The organism is Streptomyces sp. ERV7 (genome assembly GCF_001653515.1).
Classification (GTDB): Bacteria; Actinomycetota; Actinomycetes; order Streptomycetales; family Streptomycetaceae; genus Streptomyces.
Genome location: NZ_LYOY01000001.1, coordinates 399,383 through 419,450, shown reverse-complemented (window position 1 = coordinate 419,450; position 20,068 = coordinate 399,383). Strand labels below are relative to the sequence as shown.

18 protein-coding genes are annotated in these 20,068 nt (G+C 72.5%); 6 read left to right on the top strand and 12 right to left on the bottom strand.

Annotated features, from left to right (window positions below):
- Positions 1 to 34 precede the first annotated feature (34 nt).
- Positions 35 to 1,243 (top strand): alcohol dehydrogenase catalytic domain-containing protein, encoded by a 1,209-nt coding sequence (locus A8W25_RS01780; protein WP_067154633.1) that lies wholly within the window; start codon positions 35 to 37, stop codon positions 1,241 to 1,243.
- 48 nt (positions 1,244 to 1,291) lie between these two features.
- Positions 1,292 to 1,900: a hypothetical protein gene (locus A8W25_RS01775; protein ID WP_067154630.1), complete on the top strand. Its 609-nt coding sequence runs from the start codon at positions 1,292 to 1,294 to the stop codon at positions 1,898 to 1,900.
- A 15-nt stretch (positions 1,901 to 1,915) separates the two neighbouring features.
- On the opposite strand, the gene A8W25_RS01770 is transcribed toward A8W25_RS01775, so the two are convergent.
- Positions 1,916 to 2,728, bottom strand: a complete 813-nt coding sequence (locus A8W25_RS01770) for an NAD(P)H-dependent oxidoreductase (protein ID WP_067154627.1) — start codon at positions 2,726 to 2,728, stop codon at positions 1,916 to 1,918.
- A gap of 98 nt (positions 2,729 to 2,826) precedes the next feature.
- On the opposite strand from A8W25_RS01770, the gene A8W25_RS01765 reads away from it, so the two are divergent.
- A complete protein-coding gene (locus A8W25_RS01765; protein ID WP_079125748.1) occupies positions 2,827 to 3,747 on the top strand; it encodes a helix-turn-helix domain-containing protein in 921 nt (306 codons plus the stop codon).
- A gap of 21 nt (positions 3,748 to 3,768) precedes the next feature.
- Here A8W25_RS01765 and A8W25_RS01760 read toward each other — a convergent pair whose 3' ends face one another.
- The 5 genes from A8W25_RS01760 to dhaK all read right to left on the bottom strand — a co-directional run bounded on the left by A8W25_RS01760 (position 3,769) and on the right by dhaK (position 8,623).
- Positions 3,769 to 4,224 (bottom strand): hypothetical protein, encoded by a 456-nt coding sequence (locus tag A8W25_RS01760; protein WP_158942361.1) that lies wholly within the window; start codon positions 4,222 to 4,224, stop codon positions 3,769 to 3,771.
- A complete protein-coding gene (locus A8W25_RS01755; RefSeq protein WP_067154620.1) occupies positions 4,221 to 5,912 on the bottom strand; it encodes a hypothetical protein in 1,692 nt (563 codons plus the stop codon). Before A8W25_RS01755 ends, A8W25_RS01760 begins: the two co-directional genes overlap by 4 nt.
- A gap of 659 nt (positions 5,913 to 6,571) precedes the next feature.
- Positions 6,572 to 6,991, bottom strand: coding sequence for a PTS-dependent dihydroxyacetone kinase phosphotransferase subunit DhaM (locus tag A8W25_RS01750; RefSeq protein WP_067154617.1), 420 nt, complete (start codon positions 6,989 to 6,991; stop codon positions 6,572 to 6,574).
- Positions 6,988 to 7,584 carry a dihydroxyacetone kinase subunit DhaL gene (dhaL, locus tag A8W25_RS01745; RefSeq protein ID WP_067154615.1) on the bottom strand — a complete coding sequence of 199 codons (597 nt, stop codon included), beginning with the start codon at positions 7,582 to 7,584 and terminating at the stop codon, positions 6,988 to 6,990. The genes A8W25_RS01750 and dhaL overlap by 4 nt, the downstream gene beginning before the upstream one ends.
- Positions 7,585 to 7,630: 46 nt before the next feature.
- Positions 7,631 to 8,623 (bottom strand): dihydroxyacetone kinase subunit DhaK, encoded by a 993-nt coding sequence (gene dhaK / locus A8W25_RS01740; protein ID WP_067154612.1) that lies wholly within the window; start codon positions 8,621 to 8,623, stop codon positions 7,631 to 7,633.
- Positions 8,624 to 8,857: 234 nt separating this feature from the next.
- Between dhaK and A8W25_RS01735 the strand changes: the two genes are divergently transcribed.
- Positions 8,858 to 10,510 (top strand): hypothetical protein, encoded by a 1,653-nt coding sequence (locus A8W25_RS01735; RefSeq protein ID WP_079125747.1) that lies wholly within the window; start codon positions 8,858 to 8,860, stop codon positions 10,508 to 10,510.
- A 52-nt stretch (positions 10,511 to 10,562) separates the two neighbouring features.
- On the opposite strand, the gene A8W25_RS01730 is transcribed toward A8W25_RS01735, so the two are convergent.
- Genes A8W25_RS01730 through A8W25_RS01720 form a run of 3 tightly spaced genes read right to left on the bottom strand, consistent with a single transcriptional unit; the run spans position 10,563 to position 14,665 of the window.
- Entirely contained in the window at positions 10,563 to 11,654 is a 1,092-nt protein-coding gene (locus A8W25_RS01730) for a serine/threonine-protein kinase (RefSeq protein WP_079125746.1), read from the bottom strand.
- Positions 11,654 to 12,304 (bottom strand): hypothetical protein, encoded by a 651-nt coding sequence (locus tag A8W25_RS01725; RefSeq protein ID WP_234386106.1) that lies wholly within the window; start codon positions 12,302 to 12,304, stop codon positions 11,654 to 11,656. Before A8W25_RS01725 ends, A8W25_RS01730 begins: the two co-directional genes overlap by 1 nt.
- A 9-nt stretch (positions 12,305 to 12,313) precedes the next feature.
- Positions 12,314 to 14,665, bottom strand: a complete 2,352-nt coding sequence (locus A8W25_RS01720; protein WP_067154609.1) for an FHA domain-containing protein — start codon at positions 14,663 to 14,665, stop codon at positions 12,314 to 12,316.
- Positions 14,666 to 15,033: 368 nt separating this feature from the next.
- Here A8W25_RS01720 and A8W25_RS01715 point away from each other — a divergent pair, with 368 nt between their 5' ends.
- Positions 15,034 to 16,371 (top strand): vanadium-dependent haloperoxidase, encoded by a 1,338-nt coding sequence (locus tag A8W25_RS01715; protein ID WP_234386104.1) that lies wholly within the window; start codon positions 15,034 to 15,036, stop codon positions 16,369 to 16,371.
- A 54-nt stretch (positions 16,372 to 16,425) separates the two neighbouring features.
- Here the strand turns inward: A8W25_RS01715 and A8W25_RS01710 are convergent, their stop codons facing one another.
- Genes A8W25_RS01710 through A8W25_RS01700 form a run of 3 tightly spaced genes read right to left on the bottom strand, consistent with a single transcriptional unit; the run spans position 16,426 to position 18,864 of the window.
- On the bottom strand, positions 16,426 to 17,217 hold the full coding sequence (locus A8W25_RS01710) for an amino acid ABC transporter ATP-binding protein (protein WP_067154603.1): 792 nt from the start codon (positions 17,215 to 17,217) through the stop codon (positions 16,426 to 16,428).
- A gap of 7 nt (positions 17,218 to 17,224) precedes the next feature.
- Positions 17,225 to 18,025 (bottom strand): amino acid ABC transporter permease, encoded by an 801-nt coding sequence (locus A8W25_RS01705; RefSeq protein WP_067154599.1) that lies wholly within the window; start codon positions 18,023 to 18,025, stop codon positions 17,225 to 17,227.
- On the bottom strand, positions 18,022 to 18,864 hold the full coding sequence (locus A8W25_RS01700; protein ID WP_067154595.1) for a transporter substrate-binding domain-containing protein: 843 nt from the start codon (positions 18,862 to 18,864) through the stop codon (positions 18,022 to 18,024). Before A8W25_RS01700 ends, A8W25_RS01705 begins: the two co-directional genes overlap by 4 nt.
- 210 nt (positions 18,865 to 19,074) lie before the next feature.
- Between A8W25_RS01700 and A8W25_RS01695 the strand changes: the two genes are divergently transcribed.
- Positions 19,075 to 19,902, top strand: a complete 828-nt coding sequence (locus A8W25_RS01695) for an SAM-dependent methyltransferase (RefSeq protein ID WP_067154592.1) — start codon at positions 19,075 to 19,077, stop codon at positions 19,900 to 19,902.
- Positions 19,903 to 20,068: the final 166 nt, after the last annotated feature.

Sequence of the window (20,068 nt, the reverse complement as noted above, 5' to 3'; positions counted from 1 at the left end):
CGACGCGGGCACGACGACAGGGAAGGGACCGCCGATGAGGGCTGTGACGTGGCAGGGCAGGCGGAACGTCCGGGTGGAGACCGTGCCGGACCCGGTGATCCAGGAGCGGACGGACGCGATCGTGCGCGTCACCTCGACGGGACTGTGCGACGTCGACCTCCGTCTGTACGAGCAGCACGACACCCTCGCCCCGTTCCTGAGGCCGGGAGACGTCCTCGGCCACGAGGCCGTCGGGATCGTCGAGGAGACCGGCTCCCAAGTGCCGGAACTGAAGCCCGGCGACCGGGTCGTCGTACCGTTCCACATCGCCTGCGGGCACTGCTGGATGTGCTCGGCGGGTCTGCCCGGGCAGTGCCGGACCACCCACGACCCCGGCCACGACACCGGGGCGGCGCTGTTCGGCCGCCCCGGGCGGAACGGCTCGGTGCCGGGCGCGCAGGCGGAGTATCTACGGGTGCCACAGGCCCAGTTCGGACCGATCCAGGTGCCAGATGGCCCGCCGGACGACCGCTTCCTCTACCTCTCGGACGTGCTGCCGAGCGCCTGGCAGGCGGTGCGGTACGCGGACATACCGCCGGCGGGAACGGTCGCCGTCCTCGGCCTCGGCCCGCTCGGCGACATGGCCTGCCGGATCGCCCTGCAAGGCGGCGCCTCCCACGCCATCGGTGTCGACGTGGTGCCCGAGCGGCTGGCGCGGGCGCGCAAGCGGGGCGTGGAGGTGTTCGATCCGGGTGACTACGAGAGCCAGGACGAGCTGATCGCCGCGATCGGCACCCACACCTTCGGCCGGGGCCCGGACGCGGTGATCCACGCCGTGGGCACCGAGGCCCACGACGGACTCCTCGGCCGTCTCACCGAGGCCCGGCAGGCGTCCGAAGCCACCCGCCCGCAGGACCGGGGCGCCCGGCGCACCACCAGGACCGGCGCCGACCGACTGGCCGCCCTCCACCTCGCCATCTCCCTGGTCCGCCGGGGCGGCACGCTCTCGCTCGGCGGCGACTACGGCGGGACGGCCGACCCGCTGCCGCTGATGACACTGTCCGAGAAGCACATCCAGCTGCGGGCGGGCCGGACCAACGTCCACCGCTGGAGCGCGGACATCATGTCCTTCCTCGCCGACGACGACCCGCTCGGCGTGGACGACTTCGCCACCCACCACCTGCCGCTTGAGCGGGCGCCGCACGCGTACGACCTCGCCGAACGCGGCGCCGACGGCGCCGTCAAGGTCCTCATGCGGCCCTGACTAGGCTGTCCCCCGTACATCGGTGGCAGCGGCGGGGGCAGGGCGGGGATGAGTGCCGTAGAGGTGGAGCGGGCGCGTCAGGGCGAGGGGCGCAGGACGCTCAACTCCGCGATGTGGGCGCTGCTCATACCGGGCGGCATGGCGCTGGGCGCCGGGATCGGGCAGTACGCGCTCTGGCTGGGCGTGATCCTCACACTCGGACTCACCGCCGTCGCCGCCTGTCTGATCGGCGGCGCCTGGCACCGCGCCGGAGCCGCGACGCTCGCCTCGGTCGGCTGCTTCGCGCTCGTGCTGTTCGCCGGGCCCGCGATGTACGAGGTCTATATGAAGACCGCCGGCGATCCGGTCCCCGCGGTGGTCACCCAGGTCGTCGACGAGCACAACCGGCGCGGCGCGGACCTGGTCTGCACAGTCGCCGAGACCGGCGGCGACCACACCGTGCACAAGGTGTCCCAGCAGCAGAACTGCTTCGGCCAGGCCGAGGTGGGCGACCGGGTCGAGATCCGCAAGGACCCGCTCGGCCTGCTGAAGCCGCGGCTGCCGGACAGCCCGGACCAGGAGGACACCACGGAGACCACCGTGGACATCACCCTGGGCCTGCTGCTGCTCACCGCCGCCACGACGTTCTACGCGGGGCAGCGCCGCCGCGCCGGGTGACCCTCCCGTCGGAGTTCAACCGCGCGGGTGGGCGTGCAGCGCGAAGCCGCTCGTCCCCTGCGGCTCCACCCCCGGCAGCAGCCGCATGTCGCGCCCGTAGTCGCCGCCGACGAGCGTCCGGTACGGCACCGGCTCGTCGGTGAAGAGCCCGTCGAGGCGCTGCCGGTACGCCCGCTTCTGCGCCGCGAACGCCTCCTCGGACACCTCGTTGGCGTCGTACACCGCGAACGGCTCCAGCGGCGCCATGCCGGTGAACCAGAACAGGCCGTGCTGCAACGGGTGGAGGACGTCCGCGAACCGCCCGTGGATACCGCGATCGGAGAACGCCGACTCCCGGGCGCCCGCCGTCACCGACACCAGCGCACGCCGCCCGCCGAGGGTGCTCTCGCTGTACGGCGGGGGAACCGCGGGGCCGTAACCGAAACCGCTGGTGAACACGCGGTCGATCCAGCCCTTCAGGATCGCGGGCGTCGAGAACCACCACATCGGGAACTGCAGGATCACCGCGTCCGACCAGCGCACCTTCTCCTGCTCCGCCGCGATGTCGGGGGACAACCGGCCCGCGAGGGTGGCGCGTTCGGAGGCGTTCATCACATCCAGCCGCTGGTCCCCGGGATGGTCGGGGAAGTCGTCGGCGTCCACCACCGCCTTCCACTTCATCGCGTACAGGTCGGACACCCGTACCTCGTGCCCCGCCGCGCGCAGGTGGTCGACGGCGAAGCCGGTCAGAGCGGCGTTCAGGGACCGGGGGTCGGGATGGGCGCTGACGACAAGGATCTTCTTCTGCCGGGGCTGGGGCCGGTTCTGCTGCGGCGTGGCTGTGTTCATACCCCCACACTCTCCCGGGCGCGGCAGGGCAGCCAGCACCCGGTTCGACCGGCGGACCGCCGTTCCTGGTACTGCCAGGGCCACGCATACTTGACCGTATGAACGGGGTGGAGCACACAAGGCTCACAGAGCGCACAGACGACGAAACCGACGGCATCACAGGCATCGACGGCGTCGGCGACACCCGCCGCGCGCTCGGCGCCTTCCTGCGCGCCCGCCGGGGCCGGGTCACTCCGGAGAACGTCGGCCTCCCCGGTGGCCGCAGACGGCGGGTGCACGGCCTGCGCCGCGAGGAGTTGGCCCAGCTCGCCGGGATCAGCGTGGACTACTACGTACGCCTGGAACAGGGCCGCGCCACCCAGCCGTCGGCCGAGGTGCTCGACGCGCTGGCCAGGGCGCTCGGCCTGGACACGGCCGAGCGGACCCACCTCGCCACCCTCGCCGCCGCCCGGCGCGGACTCGCGCCCCGCGCCCGCGTCAGCCCCCTGCTGCAACGGATCCTGGACTCCATGGCCGGGATGCCGGCCTTCGCGACCAACCACCGCCTCGACGTGGTCGCCTGGAACGGCCTCGGCGCCGAACTCGTCGGCGGTCTGTCCACGCCGGGCCGCCGCGACCCCAACAACGCCCGGTACCTCTTCCTCGACCCCGCCTCCCGGGTGGTGCACCCCGAGTGGCGGGAGCGGGCGGCCGAGGCCGTGGGCCAGCTGCGGGTGGCGGCGGGCAACTACCCGGACGACGCCGGGCTGACCGCGCTCATCACCGAACTGTCCGCCCACAGCGCCGAGTTCCGCGAGATCTGGGCGAGCGGTGAGATCGTGATGTGCGCGGCGGGCCGCAAACAGCTGCGGCACCCGGTCGCGGGGCTGCTCACCCTGGACTTCGAGACGCTCCACGTACCGGCGGCCCCCGGTGAGACGGGCCTGGTGGTCCATGTGTTCAGCGCCGAGGACGGCACCCCGGAAGCGACCGCGCTCGCCCGCCTGGCCAGCGAAGTGGCGCACGCCGACTCCCCCTGAGACCCGGCCGTACGACGCGCATCACCAGAAGAACCAGCCCGGTGTGGCGCTGTAGTCCTGGGGGATGTAGTCGCACGCGCCCTCGGTGAACCCCGTCGCCGCCTGCCGCGCGGCCAGCGCCTCGCCGTGGGCGTCGACACCGTCCGCCGCGACCAGCAGGGCGGCGACGATCACCAGCCACACGACGGGGACCGCCGTACGCGAAGGTGTCCGCCGGGACTGCGCCATGATGCCGCCCGCGACCGCGGCGACCCCGGCCGCGAGCACCAGGCCGAGCGCCGTGAGCGTCAGACGGTCGAGGTCCGGCGAGGCATGGCACAGGAGGTACCGACGGGCGGGCACAAGGCCCGGTACGCGCTCGGCGAAGGCCGCGGCGGTCAGCAGGGCGCCCGCGCCGACCACGTGTTCCGCCCTCAACCCCGTCCACGCGGTGCCACCGCGTCGTTCACCCGGCTCGGCCGTGCGCGCCTTCATCATCCCCCCGTCCCGGAACCCTCTCTCCCCTCCGAGGACGCTTCCATCCCGTCGAGCAGTTCCTGCACCCGCGCACCCATACAGCGCCCGAGGGTCTGGTACGCGTCGAACTGCCGGTGGTCGAACCACTGGTCACTGGTGCTGTCGTGCGGGAAGACCGGATGGGCCGCCGCGTACGAGAGCAGTTCGTAGGGCAGGTCCTTCGTCAGTGTGGTGCGGGCCACGATGAGCGTGCCCTTGTCGCTCCGGTGGCCGTCGATGTCCAGGCTCTCCGGGTAGACGATGTCGCCCGTGACCACCGACGTACGGGACAGACGGGCGTTGAGCTCGGAGAGTACGCCCGGGGGCTGGAGGGGGTCGCTGCCGCCGGGGACGAGGTCGGTGGGATCGTGCAGGGTGATGGTGATGCCCAGTTCCTCGTGAGCGAGCGCGATCGCCTGCGCGAGGGTGGCCGCGAAGGGCGGGATGTCACCGCTCGCGTCGATGCACACCGCCGTACGCACACCCTGCCGCAGGAGTTCGACGAGGCCGAGGTTCTCGTAGTGGCCGCCGTCGGTCACCAGCACCAGCCGGTCGTCCATCGGGTAGCGGCCGAACACCTCGCGCAGCAGATACGGCAGACGCCGGATCAGGGGCGCCGGGGGCGACGGCCAGCGAGGGGCGTTCCACTGCTCGCTGAGGGCGCCGGGGTTGGGCAGCCAGCTGCCCAACCGGGCGTTGGAGAGGGCGAACAGCATCTGGAAGGCACGTGCCTGGGCCCCCATGGCCGAGGCGAACGCCGCACCCGAGATCGCGACGGCCGACTGGACGGTCAGATCCCGCGCGATGTGCCGCTTGGAGCGCTGTTCCAGACAGGCGGTGCAGGCGTAGCCCACATCGGGGCCGCCGACGTAGTCGTGGGAGAGGCTGTAGGACACCGCCCGGCGGCCGGGCGGTGTGCGGTCGCTGCCGGAGAGGTTCGCCGCGGCGGCGAAGATGACCTGGGGGAAGCGCTCCTTGCGCGCCCCGTACTCGCTGAGCCCGGTGGTCTCCGTGGCGAAGTCGTACGGCCGGGCCACCTGCGTACCGCCCGGGCCGGGCAGGACCTCCCGGCGCACGGCGAACGCGGAGGCGAGCCGGCGGCGGTAGAAGGGGTGCAGGCTCATCCACGTCTGGTCCAGGAACGCGCCGATGAACAGCAGCACCGCCGGAACGCAGATCTGCATCCACAGCGGCCAGGCCCAGCCGGTGGCGGTGGCCCAGCCCAGGAGGAGCAGGAAGGCGGCCACGAGCACGATGAGCACGACCCACACCGTCAGATACTGGAGCAGGCCGTTGGGGACGGCGCGGCTCAGGCCCGACCGCCCGCGCACCACGTCCATCACCTTGGACAGACCCGTGCGCACGGTCTGGCGCCGCCGCCACAACGTGCCCACCAGCGCCGCGACATAGGTGACCAGTACGGTCAGGCCCGCGCCCACCGTGGCGTCGGGGCGGCTGACCTGGTGCCGGGTCTGGAGGTAGACCGCCGACCAGGCGAGCAGCGGGAGCACCACGACCACGGCGGTCAGCGCGAGCGTCAGCACCACGAGCGCCTGGAAGGCCCTGGCCAGCCAGCGGTCCATCCGGTCGGCGCGGTCCCAGACGTACGCGCCCAGCCACAGCAGCCAGAGCCCGGCGGTGGCGACGAGCGCGTACGCGACCGTCCACACCGCCGGGTCGCGGAACGACGGGCGCGGTGGCGTGGTGCGGCGGTGGGCGCAGAAGCGCTGATGCCCGGCTGGGCGAGGTGGGTCAGATCGGTCACCGGTACGTCGTGGTACGCCCAGCTCAGCACCAGCCCGATGGTGGCGATCGCGGCGGCCAGCAGGAGCAGGGACGCGAGCAGACCGCGCAGCAGCGTTCCCAGGGCGACCATCCACTGTCCGGTGCCGTCGGCGACGTACTTGGAGTGCCGCCGCAGGTGGTCCTCCTCGGGCGAGCCGGGTACGAACGCCTCCTGGGACGTGACGGCGCCGCCGTTCAGGGCCAGCTGCATCGCGCCGACGGTGTAGCCGCCGCCGGAGACGGAGACCAGGTACCGGGCCTCGCGCAGGGACCGGCGCAGTGCCTGGAGGGCGCCGAGGGTGACGGTGGCCGAGCGGATGCCACCGCCGGAGACGCAGAAGCCCAGCTCGGCGTGCGGCCGGCCGGGGGGTGTCGTGCTGTGGTGGCGCCAGTGCGCCGAGGGGATGCCGGGCTCGGTGTGCGGATGGACGACACCGGTCGGCCAGACCCGCCCGTCCGCCTCCGCGACGGGCCACGGCGGGACCACCTCGGGCTTGCCGGTGCCGTGTTCGCGGTGGGGGGTGGTCGCCGGGGCGGGCACGGCTCACACCTTCCGGTAGCCGTACGCCTCCGAGGCCGCCGCCTCCACCGCGTCCAGCGGCGCCCCCGCCGAGGCGGTCACCACGGCCGCCACCGCGCCCTCGACGAAGGGCGCGTCGATCAGCCGCGTCCCCGGCGGGAGCTCGTCGCCCTCGGCGAGCAGCGCCTTCACGGTGAGCACCGCGCTGCCCAGGTCGACCAGGACCGCCACGCCCGCGCCCCGGTCGACCGCGGCCGCCGCCTCGGCGATCAGCTCGGCGCTGGTGCCCAGGCCGCCGTCGGGAGTGCCGCCCGCGGGCGCGACGGGAGCGGTCGTGCCGCCGCCCGCGAGCCCGGTCGCCAGCGCGGCCACGGCGGCGGCGACCTCCGCGCTGTGGGAGACGAGCACGACCCCGACGAGCCCGTCGGCCCCGCCCGCGCTCACGCGGCGGCCTCCTCGAGCGCCCCGACGAGCAGCGCGGCCGAGGTCGCGCCCGGGTCCTGGTGTCCGATGGAGCGCTCGCCCAGATAGCTGGCCCTGCCCTTGCGGGCCTGGAGCGGTACCGTCGCCAGCGCCCCGGCCTGCGCCGCCGCACTCGCCGCCGCGAAGGACGCGCCGAGCGCCTCGACGGCCGGGAGCAGCGCGTCCAGCATCGTCTTGTCCCCGGCGGCGGCCCCGCCCAGCTGCGCCACCGCCGCCACGCCCTCGCCCAGCGCGGTGGCGAGCTCCTCGCGGCTCACCTCGGCCCGGTCGCCGAGCGCCATTCCGGTTCGGCGCAGCAGCGTTCCGTACAGGGGTCCGGAGGCGCCGCCCACGGTCGAGATCAACTGCCGCCCGGCCAGGGCGAGGACGGCGCCCGGGGTGTCCGGGGCCTCCTTCTCCAGGACGGCGGTGACGGCGGTGAACCCCCGCTGGAGGTTGGCGCCGTGGTCGGCGTCGCCGATGGCCGAGTCCAGCTCGGTCAGCCGCGCCGCCTCCCGTTCCACGGCAGAGGCCGTCACGGTCATCCAGCGACGGAAGAAAGAGGCGTCGAGCACGGGCACTCCTTGAGGTGTACGGGACGGGACAGGGCGAGCGTTCTGTTCAGCAACCCCAGCGCAGTGCGGGCGTGTTGACCGGCGCGTCCCACAGCCGCAGCAGCTCCTCGTCGGCCTGGCAGAGCGTCACCGAGCAGCCCGCCATGTCGAGGGAGGTCACATAGTTGCCCACGAGCGTGCGCGCCACCGGGACGCGCCGCTCCGCCAGCACCCGGTGCACCTCGGCGTTGAACCCGTACAGCTCCAGGAGCGGTGTCGCCCCCATGCCGTTGACCAGCAGCAGGACGGGACTCGACGGCTTCAGGTCCTCCAGGACCGCGTCCACCGCGAAGTCCGCGATCTCCCGGGAGGTCATCATGGGCCGCCGCTCGCGGCCGGGCTCGCCGTGGATGCCGACCCCGAGCTCCAGCTCGCCGGGCGGCAGGTCGAAGGTCGGGCTGCCCTTGGCGGGGGTGGTGCAGGCGGCGAGCGCGACGCCGAAGCTCCGCGAACTCGCGTTCACCCGGCGGGCGATCGCCTCGACGCGCTCCAGGGGCGCGCCCTCCTCGGCCGCCGCGCCCGCGATCTTCTCCACGAAGAGGGTGGCCCCGGTGCCGCGCCGCCCGGCGGTGTAGAGGCTGTCGGTCACGGCGACGTCGTCGTCGACGAGCACCTTGGCGATCTGTACGCCCTCGTCCTCGGCGAGCTCCACGGCCATGTCGAAGTTGAGGACGTCACCGGTGTAGTTCTTCACGACGAACAGCACTCCGGCCCCGCTGTCGACGGCGGCGGCGGCCCGTACCATCTGGTCCGGCACCGGCGAGGTGAACACCTCCCCCGGACAGGCGGCGCAGAGCATCCCGCGCCCCACGAACCCGCCGTGCAGCGGTTCGTGCCCCGAACCGCCCCCGGACACCAGCCCCACCTTCCCGGCGAACGGCGCGTCCCGGCGCACGATCACCCGGTTCTCCACGTCGACGGTCAGCTCGGGATGCGCGGCCGCCATCCCGCGCAGCGCGTCCGCCACGACCGTCTCGGCCACGTTGATCAGCATCTTCATGGGTGCCTCCGGGGAGCCTGGGGCCGGGGTGCGTTCGCGTCCAGTATCGAGCGAACACCGACGCGGGTCACGGACTTCCGCGCCAGGGTGCCGGGGCGCCGGGACGGTGTGCGGCACGGGACGGTCTCCACGGCCGCCGGGTGTCGGCCACATGGGGGCCTGCCGTGCGCGCGTCGGGCGGTTCCGGTGCGGTGCCCGTGAATATGGGGGCCGGAGGCAGGAGAGGGACAGGGCATGCAGAAGAGAACGCGCCCGCGGTGGTGGTCGGTGCTGGCCGGGACGACCGCGCTGGGGCTGGCCGTCGGTACGGTCGGGGCGGCGCCGGTGGCCGCCGCCGGGTCCGGCCGCGTCGCTGTCGCCCGTGGCGCCACGGGCGGGCAGCGCGCGAGCGGCGACGAACAGCGCGCCGCCCAGCGCGAGTTGGAGCGTGCCGCCCGCGGCCCCGGCGGCCTCGCCCTCCTGCTCCGCGAGCTGCCCAAGGGCGGCGATCTCCACCACCACCTGGGCGGAGCGGTCAGCGCGGAGTCGCTCATCGGCTACGCCGCCCGCGACCGCAAGTGCGTCGACACCGTGACGTACGTCGTCGCCCCGGCACCGCGGCCGTGCGCCGCCGGACAGCGGCCCGCCGAGGACGCCACGCGCCCCGGACCGTTCCGCCGCGAGGTCGTCCGGGCCTGGTCGATGCTCGGCTTCGCCCTGCCGCCCGACGGCGATCCGCAGCCCGGCCACGACCACTTCTTCGCCACCTTCGGGAAGTTCGCCGAGGCCGAGGCGGGCCACGACGCGGACATGCTGGCCGATGTGGCCCGCGCCGCCGCCCGGGAGCGCACCGCGTACGTGGAGACGCTGGTCACCGTGGCGGCCGAGCCGCTGCGACGGCTGGTCGACCGGGTGCATCCGGCGGACCCCGGCCCGGCCGGGCTCGCGGAGTTCCACGACACCCTCACCCGCAGCCCCCGGTTCCAGGAGATCGTGCGGGAGGCGGCGGCCGCCTATGACGAGGGCTTCGCGCGCTACCGCGCCATCCTCGGCTGCGACCGTACGCCCACCCCGCCGGCCTGCGATGTCGTCGTCCGCTTCGACTACCAGGTCGGCCGCGCCCAGCCCGCCCGCCATGTCTTCGCCCAGCAGATCCTCGGCTTCGCGCTCGCCCGCGGCCGACTCGGCCGGGTCGTCGGGGTCAACATGGTCCAGCCCGAGGACGCCCCCGTCGCCCTGCGGGACTACCCCCTGCACATGAGGATGATCGGCTTCCTCAAGTCCCGCTCCCCGTCGGTCCACGTCAGCCTGCACGCAGGGGAACTCGTCGAGGGCCTCAACGGCGTCAGCCGCCGCGATCTCGCCTTCCACATCGCCCAGGCCGTCGACGTGGCGGGCGCCGACCGCGTCGGACACGGTGTCGATCTCGTCCAGGAACGCGCCCACCAGGCCCTGGCGGCCCGGATGCGCCGACGGCACGTCCTGGTCGAGGCCCCGCTGATCAGCCACGCCCAGATCCTCCGGGTCACCGGCGACCGCCACCCCCTGCACACCTATCTCGACGCCGGCGTGCCCCTCGCCCTGGCCACCGACGACCCGGGCGTCAGCCGCAGCGACCTCACCGACGTCTTCCGGCTGGCCGTCACCGACCAGGGCCTCGGCATCGAGCAGTTGCGCGCCTCCGCGCGCGCCTCCCTCGACCACGCCTTCGTCGAGGGGGCGAACCTGTGGCGGGAGCAGGACCGGTACGACACCTTCGCCGCGCCCTGCCGCGACGACACCCCCGACCCGGGCCGCGGGCCGGGTGCCGGGTGCCGGGCGTTCCTGGCCGCCAGCCCCAAGGCCGCCCTCCAATGGCAGCTGGAGAGGGACTGGCGGGCGTTCCTGCGCCGCTGCGCCCACCGCTGAGCCTCAAGGGCATACAGGGATGATTCGGGCAGGATGTCGCCCATGAACCACTTCACGCTGCGGACCGGGCTGCGGCTGGGGATCGCCGTCGCCGCCTTTGGGGCCCTGCTGCTGGGCGGTGGGACACCCGCCGACGCGGCGCAGGCGACCCCGGTCCCGGGAACACCGGCCGCGCCCACTCCGGCGGTTGGGGCGGCGGCGCGGGCGGTTCCGGCGCGCCGATCACCCGCAGATCCACCCGTGTCGGCGGGTGCCCTCCCGGCCCCACGCCCTTGGCCGCCGCGCGCAGTGCGGCCACGAAGGCGAGGCACGAGTCGTACCGGTCGTCGGGGATCTTGGCCAGCGCCTTCGCCATCACACCGTCGACCCCGGCGGCGATGTCGGGGCGCTTCTCGGTCAGCGCGGGCGGCTGGTCGTACTGGTGCGCCCACAGCAGCGCCATGTCGTCGTCGCGCTGGAACGGCGGCGCGCCCGCCATCGTCTCGTAGACCACGCACGCGAGGCTGTAGACATCGCAGCGGCCGTCCACCGGGCGGCCCGAGATCTGTTCCGGCGCCACGTAGTCGAGCGTGCCGACGAACTGGCCGACCGTGGTGAAGCCGGTCAGCGACAGCGACTTCTTGGTCAGGCCGAAGTCGGTGAGGTAGACGTGCTCGGGGTGGTCGCTGTCGGTGCCCTGGGCCACCAGGATGTTGCCCGGCTTCACATCGCGGTGCACCAGGTCGTGCTCATGGGCGGCGTCCAGCGCGGACGCCACCTGGGCGGCGATCCTGGCCGCCGTGGCGACCGGCAGCGGCCCCTCCTGGTCGAGCAGCGCCCGCAGATCGCGCCCGGCGACGTACCGCATGGCGATGTACAGGACGCCGTCGGTCTCCCCGGCCTCGAAGACGGGCACGATGTGCGGATGGTCGATCGCTGCGGCCACCCGTGACTCATGGGTGAAGCGCTGTCGGAAGGTGTCGTTGCGGGCGAGTTCGGGGGCGAGCAGCTTCAGCGCGACCGTCCGTTCCAGGCGCAGATCGCGGGCCCGGTACACCACGGCCATCCCGCCGCGGCCGATCTCCCGCTCGATCCGGTACCCGGCGATCCGCCGCCCCACGAGGTCGGAGGGGCGTCCGGTGTACAGATCGCTCTCGGGTGCCATCAGGTGTCACCGGGCCAGGCGCGGGCGCCGTCGATGCCCTCGGGATACTGCCCGTCGCTGCTCGGGGCGACCACCCGGGTCGCGTCGGACGGCCCCGCGCCGGGACTCTCGGCCGGGGGAGGCCCGTCGTCGGCGGAAGGCGCCGCACTCGCCCGGGTCCCGGAGGGCTGTCCGGAGGCCGCGAAGGTGCTCAGCCGCGTCCCGTCGCAGTACACCCACCGCTCGTGCTCGGCGTCGTACAGCCACACCGCCTCGCCGTCGACGACCATGCCGGCCCGCAGCCCCTGGGTGCGCTGCCGGAAGGTCTCGCCGTCGAGGCGGCCCGCCGCCAGGTCCTCCGCCGCGCTGCGGTAGCGGCTCAGCATGTCCTGGACGCGGGTGAGGAGCGGGCGCGGATCGGCGGTACGGGCCAGGGGCGCGCCCGGCACCGGCGGCCCCTGCGGAACGGTGACCAGGAGGCGGCCGTCGACCCACGCCGACCAGGCGTTGGCGCACAGGATCCGGGCCCAGTCGCCCCGCCGGTCGATCAGCTGCACCGGCAGCAGCGCGTCCAGCGGCACCGTGGGGCGTCCGGTGTCCGGGCTCTCCCAGGCGGCGAGTCCGCCGGGCGGGACGACATGGGTGGGACGGAAGTCCACGGGAGTGCTCATCGCGGCCGCCTACTTCCGCATCACGGCGGGCTCGTGCCGCCGCAGCAGCCGGGCGACCGCGAAGCCGAAGAGCACGGACAGGGCCACCAGCATGCCCATGTCGATCAGCCACACACCCGTCTCGTGCTTGAACAGGGGGTCGCCCGTCAGCTCGCCCGGCACGATCCTGGAGAGCCCGATCGTGCCCGCCATCCCGCCGAGCGCCCACCGGGAGGGGACCAGCCAGGACAGCTGCTCGATGCCGGGGACGCCGTGCAGTTTCAACAGCGCTCCGCAGAACACCACTTGGACGATGGCGAGCAGCACGAGGAGTGGCATCGTCACCTCCTCCTTGCGCACCAGCGCCGAGACGAGCAGGCCGAGCATCATCGCCGTGAACGCGAGCAGGGCCACCGCCACCGTGATCTCCACCAGTGGCGGCATGACCACGCCCTCGCCGCCCGGGGCGTTGAGATCGACGCCGAGGAGGGCCACCAGTGTCAGGACCACCGCCTGGAGGACCGTGATCGTCCCGAGGACCACCACCTTGGACATCAGATACGCCGATCTGGACAGGCCGACGGCGCGTTCGCGCTGGTAGATGACCCGCTCCTTGACCAGCTCCCGTACCGCGTTCGCCGCGCCCGTGAGCACACCGCCGACACACAGGATGAGCAGCGCGTTCATCGCCGTCTCCTGGGTCAGCTTGCCGCCCGCGAGGGCACGCGCCATGGCGCCCATCACGAAGGGCAGCGCGATCATGATGGCGAGGAAGGTCCGGTCGGCGCCGAGCGCGGCCGCGTACCGGCGCACCAGGGTGCCCAGCTGGGCACCCCAGCTCTGCGCCTTCGGCGGCTTTCCGACGACCCGGGCGGCCGCCGCCTCGGCGAGGTGCGGCTGGGCGCTGGAGCTGACGACGTACTGCTGGTGGAAGGACGAGCGGGCGTACTCGCCCGCCCAGTCCCGCTCGCGGTCCCGCTCGAAGGCCTCGAAGGCCTCCGGCCACTCGCCGAAGCCGAAGAAGCCCAGGGTGTCGCGGGGCGGTCCGTAGTACGCGATGTGCCCGCCGGGGGCCAGGACGAGGAGCCGGTCGCAGACGTCGAGGCTGAGGACGCTGTGGGTGACCACGATGACGGTGCGGCCGTCGTCCGCGAGGCCGCGCAGCATGTGCATCACCGAGCGGTCCATGCCCGGGTCGAGCCCTGAGGTGGGCTCGTCGAGGAAGAGCAGCGACGGCTTGGTGAGCAGTTCCAGGGCGACGCTCACGCGTTTGCGCTGGCCGCCGGAGAGGCTGTGGATGGGCTGGCCCGCGCGCTGGTCGAGCCCGAGCTCGCCGATCACCTCGTCGACCCGGGCGCGGCGCTCCGCCTTGGCGGTGTCCTGCGGGAAGCGCAGCTCGGCGGCGTAGCCGAGCGCCCGGCGCACGGTGAGCTGGGCGTGCAGGATGTCGTCCTGGGGGACGAGCCCGATGCGCTGGCGCAGCTCCGCGTAGTCCCGGTAGAGGTCGCGGCCGTCGTAGAGGACCGTGCCGCGGTCGGCCGGGCGCAGCCCGGTCAGGGCGTTGAGCAGGGTGGACTTGCCGGCGCCGCTGGGGCCCACCACGGCGAGCAGGCACTTCTCGCCGACCGGGAACGACACCCGGTCGAGCAGGGTCTTGCGGCCCCGGTCGACGGCGACGGTGAGGTCCTGGACGTCGAGCGAGACCTCGCCGGTGTCGACGTACTCCTGGAGCTCGTCCCCGACCAGGCAGAACGCCGAGTGGCCGACGCCGACGATGTCGCCGGGGGAGACCCGGGCGCGGGCGACGGGCTGGCCGTTGAGGAAGGTGCCGTTGTGGCTGCCGAGGTCGACGATCTCGTAGCCGCCGTCGGGGTGGGCGCGCAGTTCGGCGTGCCGGCGCGAGACGACGAGGTCGTCGACGACCAGGTCGTTGTCGGGGGCGCGGCCGAGCCGTACGGTCCTGGCGGGCAGCGGCCGCACCGAGGTGGGCTGCCGGAAGGCGCCGGTCGCGGACGGCATGGACACGGCGGACAGCCGCTCGGGTGCGCGCACCGGCGGCGGGGCGCGGCCCACGAGGACGGCGCGCGGGCCGTCGGCGGGGCTGCCGAACCGGATGACGCTGCCGGGGCCCACGCCCCACTCGTGGACACGGCGGCCGTCGGCGTACGTCCCGTTGGTGCTGCCCTCGTCCTCGACCGTCCAGTGGCCGCCCGCCACGCGCAGCACCGCGTGGTGCCACGAGACGCGGGCGTCGTCGATGACGATCTCGCTGAGGGGATCGCGCCCGACGTGGTAGTCCCGGCTCGGACTCATCACCGTGGAGCCGGTGTCGGTCTCCAGGACGAGTTCGGGCGCTGTCGGCGCGGCAGACCGCTCTCCCATGGGTGGAATTCTACCTATTGGTCCGTTTGTGTGCCCGGTGATGAGTGGCGACGAGCGGGGCCCCAGTGAGTCCTTACCGGCGGTATACCGCCAGGGTTTACCGTCTGCTGGATCTGCGCCGCAGGGATGACGACCCAGGTCATACGCCTGCTGGATGCGTTTGCGGGCGCCCGGTCCCTAGATTGCGGCGCGGAACGCACAGCACCACCGCACCTCTGCACGACCGCACCTCCGCACCACAGCACCTCTGCACCACCGCACCGACGAATCGCACGCCCGACTCATCGCACTACGGACCGGCAGAGAGGACCTGGACGACTATGTTCCACACCAGACGGGGGAGACGTGGCGGTATACGCGCCAAGGCCGTGACCCTCGCGACCGTGCTCGCCACGGCCGCCGGCGCCCTCGCGCTCACCCCCCAGTCGGCCTCCGCGGCCGCCCCCAACTACTCCGGCGACCCCGTGCAGTACTGGAACAACGTGCTGAACGGCGCCATCAGGACGGCCGGTGGCCCCCCGGGCCCGCTCTCCCGGGCCGCCGCCGAGATGAACGCGGCGATCTACGACGCCGAGAGCTCCTACCAGCTGCGCTGGCACACCATGACCTCCGACCCCTACCTCCAGGCGGTCAGCTACGCCGGCTGGGCGGAGGGCCCGGGCGAGGAGGAGCGGGTGATCGGGCGAACCGCCTACAACATCCTGCTCAAGCTCTTCCCCGACCAGACCACGTACCTCGACAACAAGTTCGTCGAGCGGTTCGGCACCAGGCCCACCGAGTTCGACATCCTCGATGTGACCGTGGTCAACACGATGGTCACCAACATGTGGAACTTCCGCAGCGCGGACGGCTCCGACGACCGGACCGTGTACACCCCGGACGGAAAGCCCGGCGCCTGGCAGCCCACCAGCTACCCGGACCTGCCGGACCCCGGCTGCAGCCAGGGCGGCCAGGCGGCCGGCCCGGAGTGGGGCAAGGTCAAGCCGTGGGCGCTGACCTCCGGTTCCCAGTTCCGGCCCGCGACACCGGGCCGGTTCGCCTCGTACGAGAGCCTGCTCGCCAGTCCGGCCTACGCCGAGCAGGTCGCGAAGGTGCGCGACCTCGGGGCCGCGAACTCCACCACCCGTACGACGGACCAGACCGCGGCGGCCTGGTTCTGGGCCAACGACGCCAACGGCACCTACAAGCCGCCGGGGCAGCTGCTCGACATCACCGCGCGGGTGGCGCGGGACCGGGGTCTGACGCCGTATCAGAACGCCCGGCTCTTCGCGCTGGTCTCGGTGGCCATGGCGGACGCGGCCATCGCCGAGTGGGATGTGAAGTACCAGACGCCGATCGACCTCTGGCGGCCCGTCTCGGCGGTCCGCGAGGGACTGAAGGACACCGCCTGGAAGCCGCTGTCGGGCACCACGCCGTGCTTCCCCGCGTGGGCCTCGGGCCACTCCGCGTTCGGCGCCGCATGGGCGGGGATCATGCGGCAGTACTTCAAGAGCGACAACATCACCTTCACCGCCTCGACCGACGACCCCAAGGCCCCGGTCAAGAACCGTACGTTCACCAGCTTCAGCCAGGCCGCGCGTGAGGACGCGGACAGCAGGGTCTGGCTGGGCGTCCACTACCCGTGGGACGCGAGTGACGGGCTGACGCTCGGTGACTCCATCGCCACCTGGGTCTTCACCCACAAGATGAAGGCCGCGGGATCCTGACGCCCTGATCACGCGGGACCCGCCCCCGGGAACTCCGGGGGCGGGCACCGCACCTCAGCCGGGCTCGTCCCCGGGCGGCAGGTGCGAGGTCGGCCGGGCCTCCGCCGCCGGGTCGAGGATGCGGTTGAGGAAGTTCCTGGTCCGCTCCTCCCGCGGGGCGCCCACGACCTGCGCGGCCGGGCCCTGCTCGACGATGACGCCGCCGTCCATGAACACCACCCGGTCCGCGACCTCCCGGGCGAAGCTCATCTCATGGGTGACCACCATCATCGTCATGCCCTCGCCCGCGAGCACCCGCATCACCGCGAGGACGTCCCCCACCAGCTCCGGGTCGAGCGCCGAGGTCGGCTCGTCGAAGAGCATCACCTCGGGGCCCATGGCGAGCGCCCGGGCGATGGCGACGCGCTGCTGCTGGCCGCCGGAGAGCTGCGCCGGATACGCGTCGGCCTTCTCGGCGAGCCCGACCCGGTCCAGGTTCTCGCGGGCCACGGCGGCCGCCTTCGCCCTGTCCCGGCGCAGCACCCGGCGCTGCGGCAGGACCAGGTTCTCGGTCACCGTGATGTGCGGGAACAGGTTGAACTGCTGGAAGACCATGCCGATGCGGCGGCGCACCGCGTCGATGTCGACGTCCAGGTCGGTGACCTCGGTGCCGCCGACGAACACCTGGCCCGCGCTCGGCTCCTCCAGCAGGTTCACACAGCGCAGCAGCGTGGACTTGCCCGACCCCGAGGGGCCGATGACGCACACCACCTCGCCCCGGGCGACCTCCAGGTCGATGCCGCGCAGCACCTCGTTGTCCCCGAACGACTTGCGCAGCCCGTGGATCTCGATCTCGTTCTGTGGCATCGCTTCCTCACCTCGCCCGGTCCGCGCGGGCCTCTAGGCGGCGCACCACGAAGCTCAGGGGCACGGTCACCATCAGATAGCAGAGCCCGGCGACCAGGATCGGGGTGGAGTTGGCGCTCTGGCTGGCCAGGTCCCTGCCGTACTTGGTCAGCTCCCGCTCCTCCAGGGTGACCCCGAGGAAGAGCACGAGCGAGGAGTCCTTGAAGAGCAGCACCAGTTCGTTGGTCAGCGGCGGGATGACGATCCGGAACGCCTGCGGGATGATCACCGACACCATGGCCCGGGTGTGCGAGAACCCCAGCGAGCGGGCTGCCTCCATCTGGCCCTTGGGCACCGCCTGGATGCCCGCCCTGATCGTCTCGGCCATATAGGCCGCGGCGACCAGGCCGAGCCCGAGGGCGACCTTTCCGTAGGTACCGCCGGGGATCTCCGTGCCGGGGAAGGCCAGCGGCACCGCCACGCCCACGAAGATGAAGATCAGCAGGGCGGGCAGCCCGCGGAACAGCTCGATGTAGATGCCCGCCACCCAGCGGTAGGGCGCCACGGACGAGAGCCGCATCAGCGCGACCACCAGACCGAGCACCAGACCGAAGGCGAAGCCGGAGAGCGTGTACACCACGGTGTTGCGCAGGGCGATGGTGATGATCTCCGGGAAGAGCTTCCCGACGAGGTCGGTCTGCGCGAACTGGTTCTGCAGACGGTCCCAGTCGGCCAGCACGCCGATGGTGATCAGCACCGCCACGAAGACCGCGTACTGGATGCCCTGCGAGACGCGCCTTCGTTGACGCCTCGTCAGGCGGGAGGTCACGACTGGGCCTTGGGCAGCGGTCCGATCCACTGTTCGTAGATCTTCTTGTACGTGCCGTCCGCCTTGGCGTCGGTGATCGCCTTGTCGAGGGCGGCGAGGAGCTTGGTGTTGCCCTTCTTGACCGAGAAGCCGTACTGCTCGCCGGTGGAGATGTTCTCCACCAGGGCGAACTGGTCGGCGTTGGCCTTGTCCTTGAGCCAGCCCTGGACGACCGGGTAGTCGATCACCACGGCGTCGACCTGGCCGGTGCGCAGACCGTTGAGCACCGCGTCGGAGCTCTCGAAGGCGACCGGGTTGAAGCCCTTGCCCGTGGCGTAGCTCTCGCCGGTGGTCTCCGCCTGGGCGCCGAGCTTCTTGCCCTTGGCCTTGAGGTCGGCCAGCGAGGTGACCCCGCTCTTCTTGGTGGCGAGGAGCGCCTGGGTGGCGTCGAAGTAGGGGACGGAGAAGTCGACGTTCTTCTTGCGCTCGTCGGTGATGGTCATACCGGCGGCGGCGAGGTCGCACTCGCCGGAGTTGAGGAAGGCGCCCGTCTTGAAGTTCTCGAACGGAGTGTCGAGGATCTTCTGTTCGATCTTGAGGTTCTTGGCGACGAGGTCGATCAGGGAGACGTCGAAGCCCACGACCTTGCCGTTCTGCTCCGACTGGAACGGCGGGTACGGCAGGTGGGTGCAGGTGGTCAGCTTGCCCTTCTTGACCACCGGCACCCCGCCCGCGGCCTCTCCGGAGCCGCCGTCGCCCGAGGAGCAGCCGGTGGCGACGAGCAGCAGCCCTGCCGCGGTGGCTGCGGCGGTGGTCAGATTGCGGATACGGTGAGCCGTCCTGGTCACGGTGACCTCCATCGATACGGGGGTGGCTGAGGAGCGGAACCGTTCAGCCATGATCGTATGAGACTGGGGGCGACTTCGCCCCCGAAGCGGCAGGCGCGCCGATGACGTCATCCGGACACCCGCCTGCCCGGGGCGCCGTCCGACGGGGTTCCGGGACGCGGTTCAACTTGGCCATCTAGGCTGATCATTGACAGTTCCACCAGGCCCCAGGAGACGACGCCCGTGACCGAGAACCCGGCCCACCTCGATGCTCCCGAGCACGTTCGGAGCAGAATCAACACCTCGCAGCCGCACACGGCCCGGATCTGGAACTACTGGCTCGGCGGCAAGGACAACTACGAGGTCGACCGCGAGGTCGGCGACCAGATCCGGCAGCTCCACCCCGGCATCGGCGACTACGCGCGCGCCGACCGGCTCTTCCTCGGCCGGGCCGTGCGCCACCTGGTGGCCGACCGGGGCATCCGGCAGTTCCTCGACATCGGCACCGGCCTGCCCACCGCCGACAACACCCACGAGGTGGCGCAGCGCATCGCGCCCGAGTCCCGGATCGTCTACGTCGACAACGACCCGCTGGTGCTCGCCCACGCCCGTGCGCTGCTGACCAGCACGCCCGAGGGCCGGACCGACTACCTCGACGCGGATCTGCGCGATGTGGACAGCATCCTGGAACACGCCTCCAAGACGCTGGACTTGAGCCGGCCGGTCGCGCTGATGCTGCTCGGCGTGGTCATCTTCATCGAGGAGGACGACAAGGCGTACGGCCTGGTCCGCCGGCTGATGGAGAAGCTGGCCCCCGGCAGCTTCCTGGTCCTCTCGCACACCGTGACCCACCCCGAGATGCCGGACGTCGACCAGGCGGTGGCGTTCTGGAACGAGCACGGCACCCCCAAGCTCACCCAGCGCACCCCCGAGCAGACCGCCCGCTTCTTCGACGGCCTGGAGGTCCTGGAGCCCGGTGTGGTGTCGTGCTCGCGCTGGCGGCCCGAGGACGCGACGGACGGCGAGCCGGCCGAGGTGGCCATGTTCGGCGGTGTCGGCCGCAAGGCCTGACCTGCGCCGGAGCCGTCTCCTGGGACGAAAATGGATCCGCCTTTGCCATTGCGGGGACCTCCTGCCGGGATGTCCCCGCAATGCGCCCTTCGTCACCGGGACGGCTTCACCGCACCTTGAGGCAAGGTTGACCAACTCGCGGACGGATACGGAGGGTTACGGACGT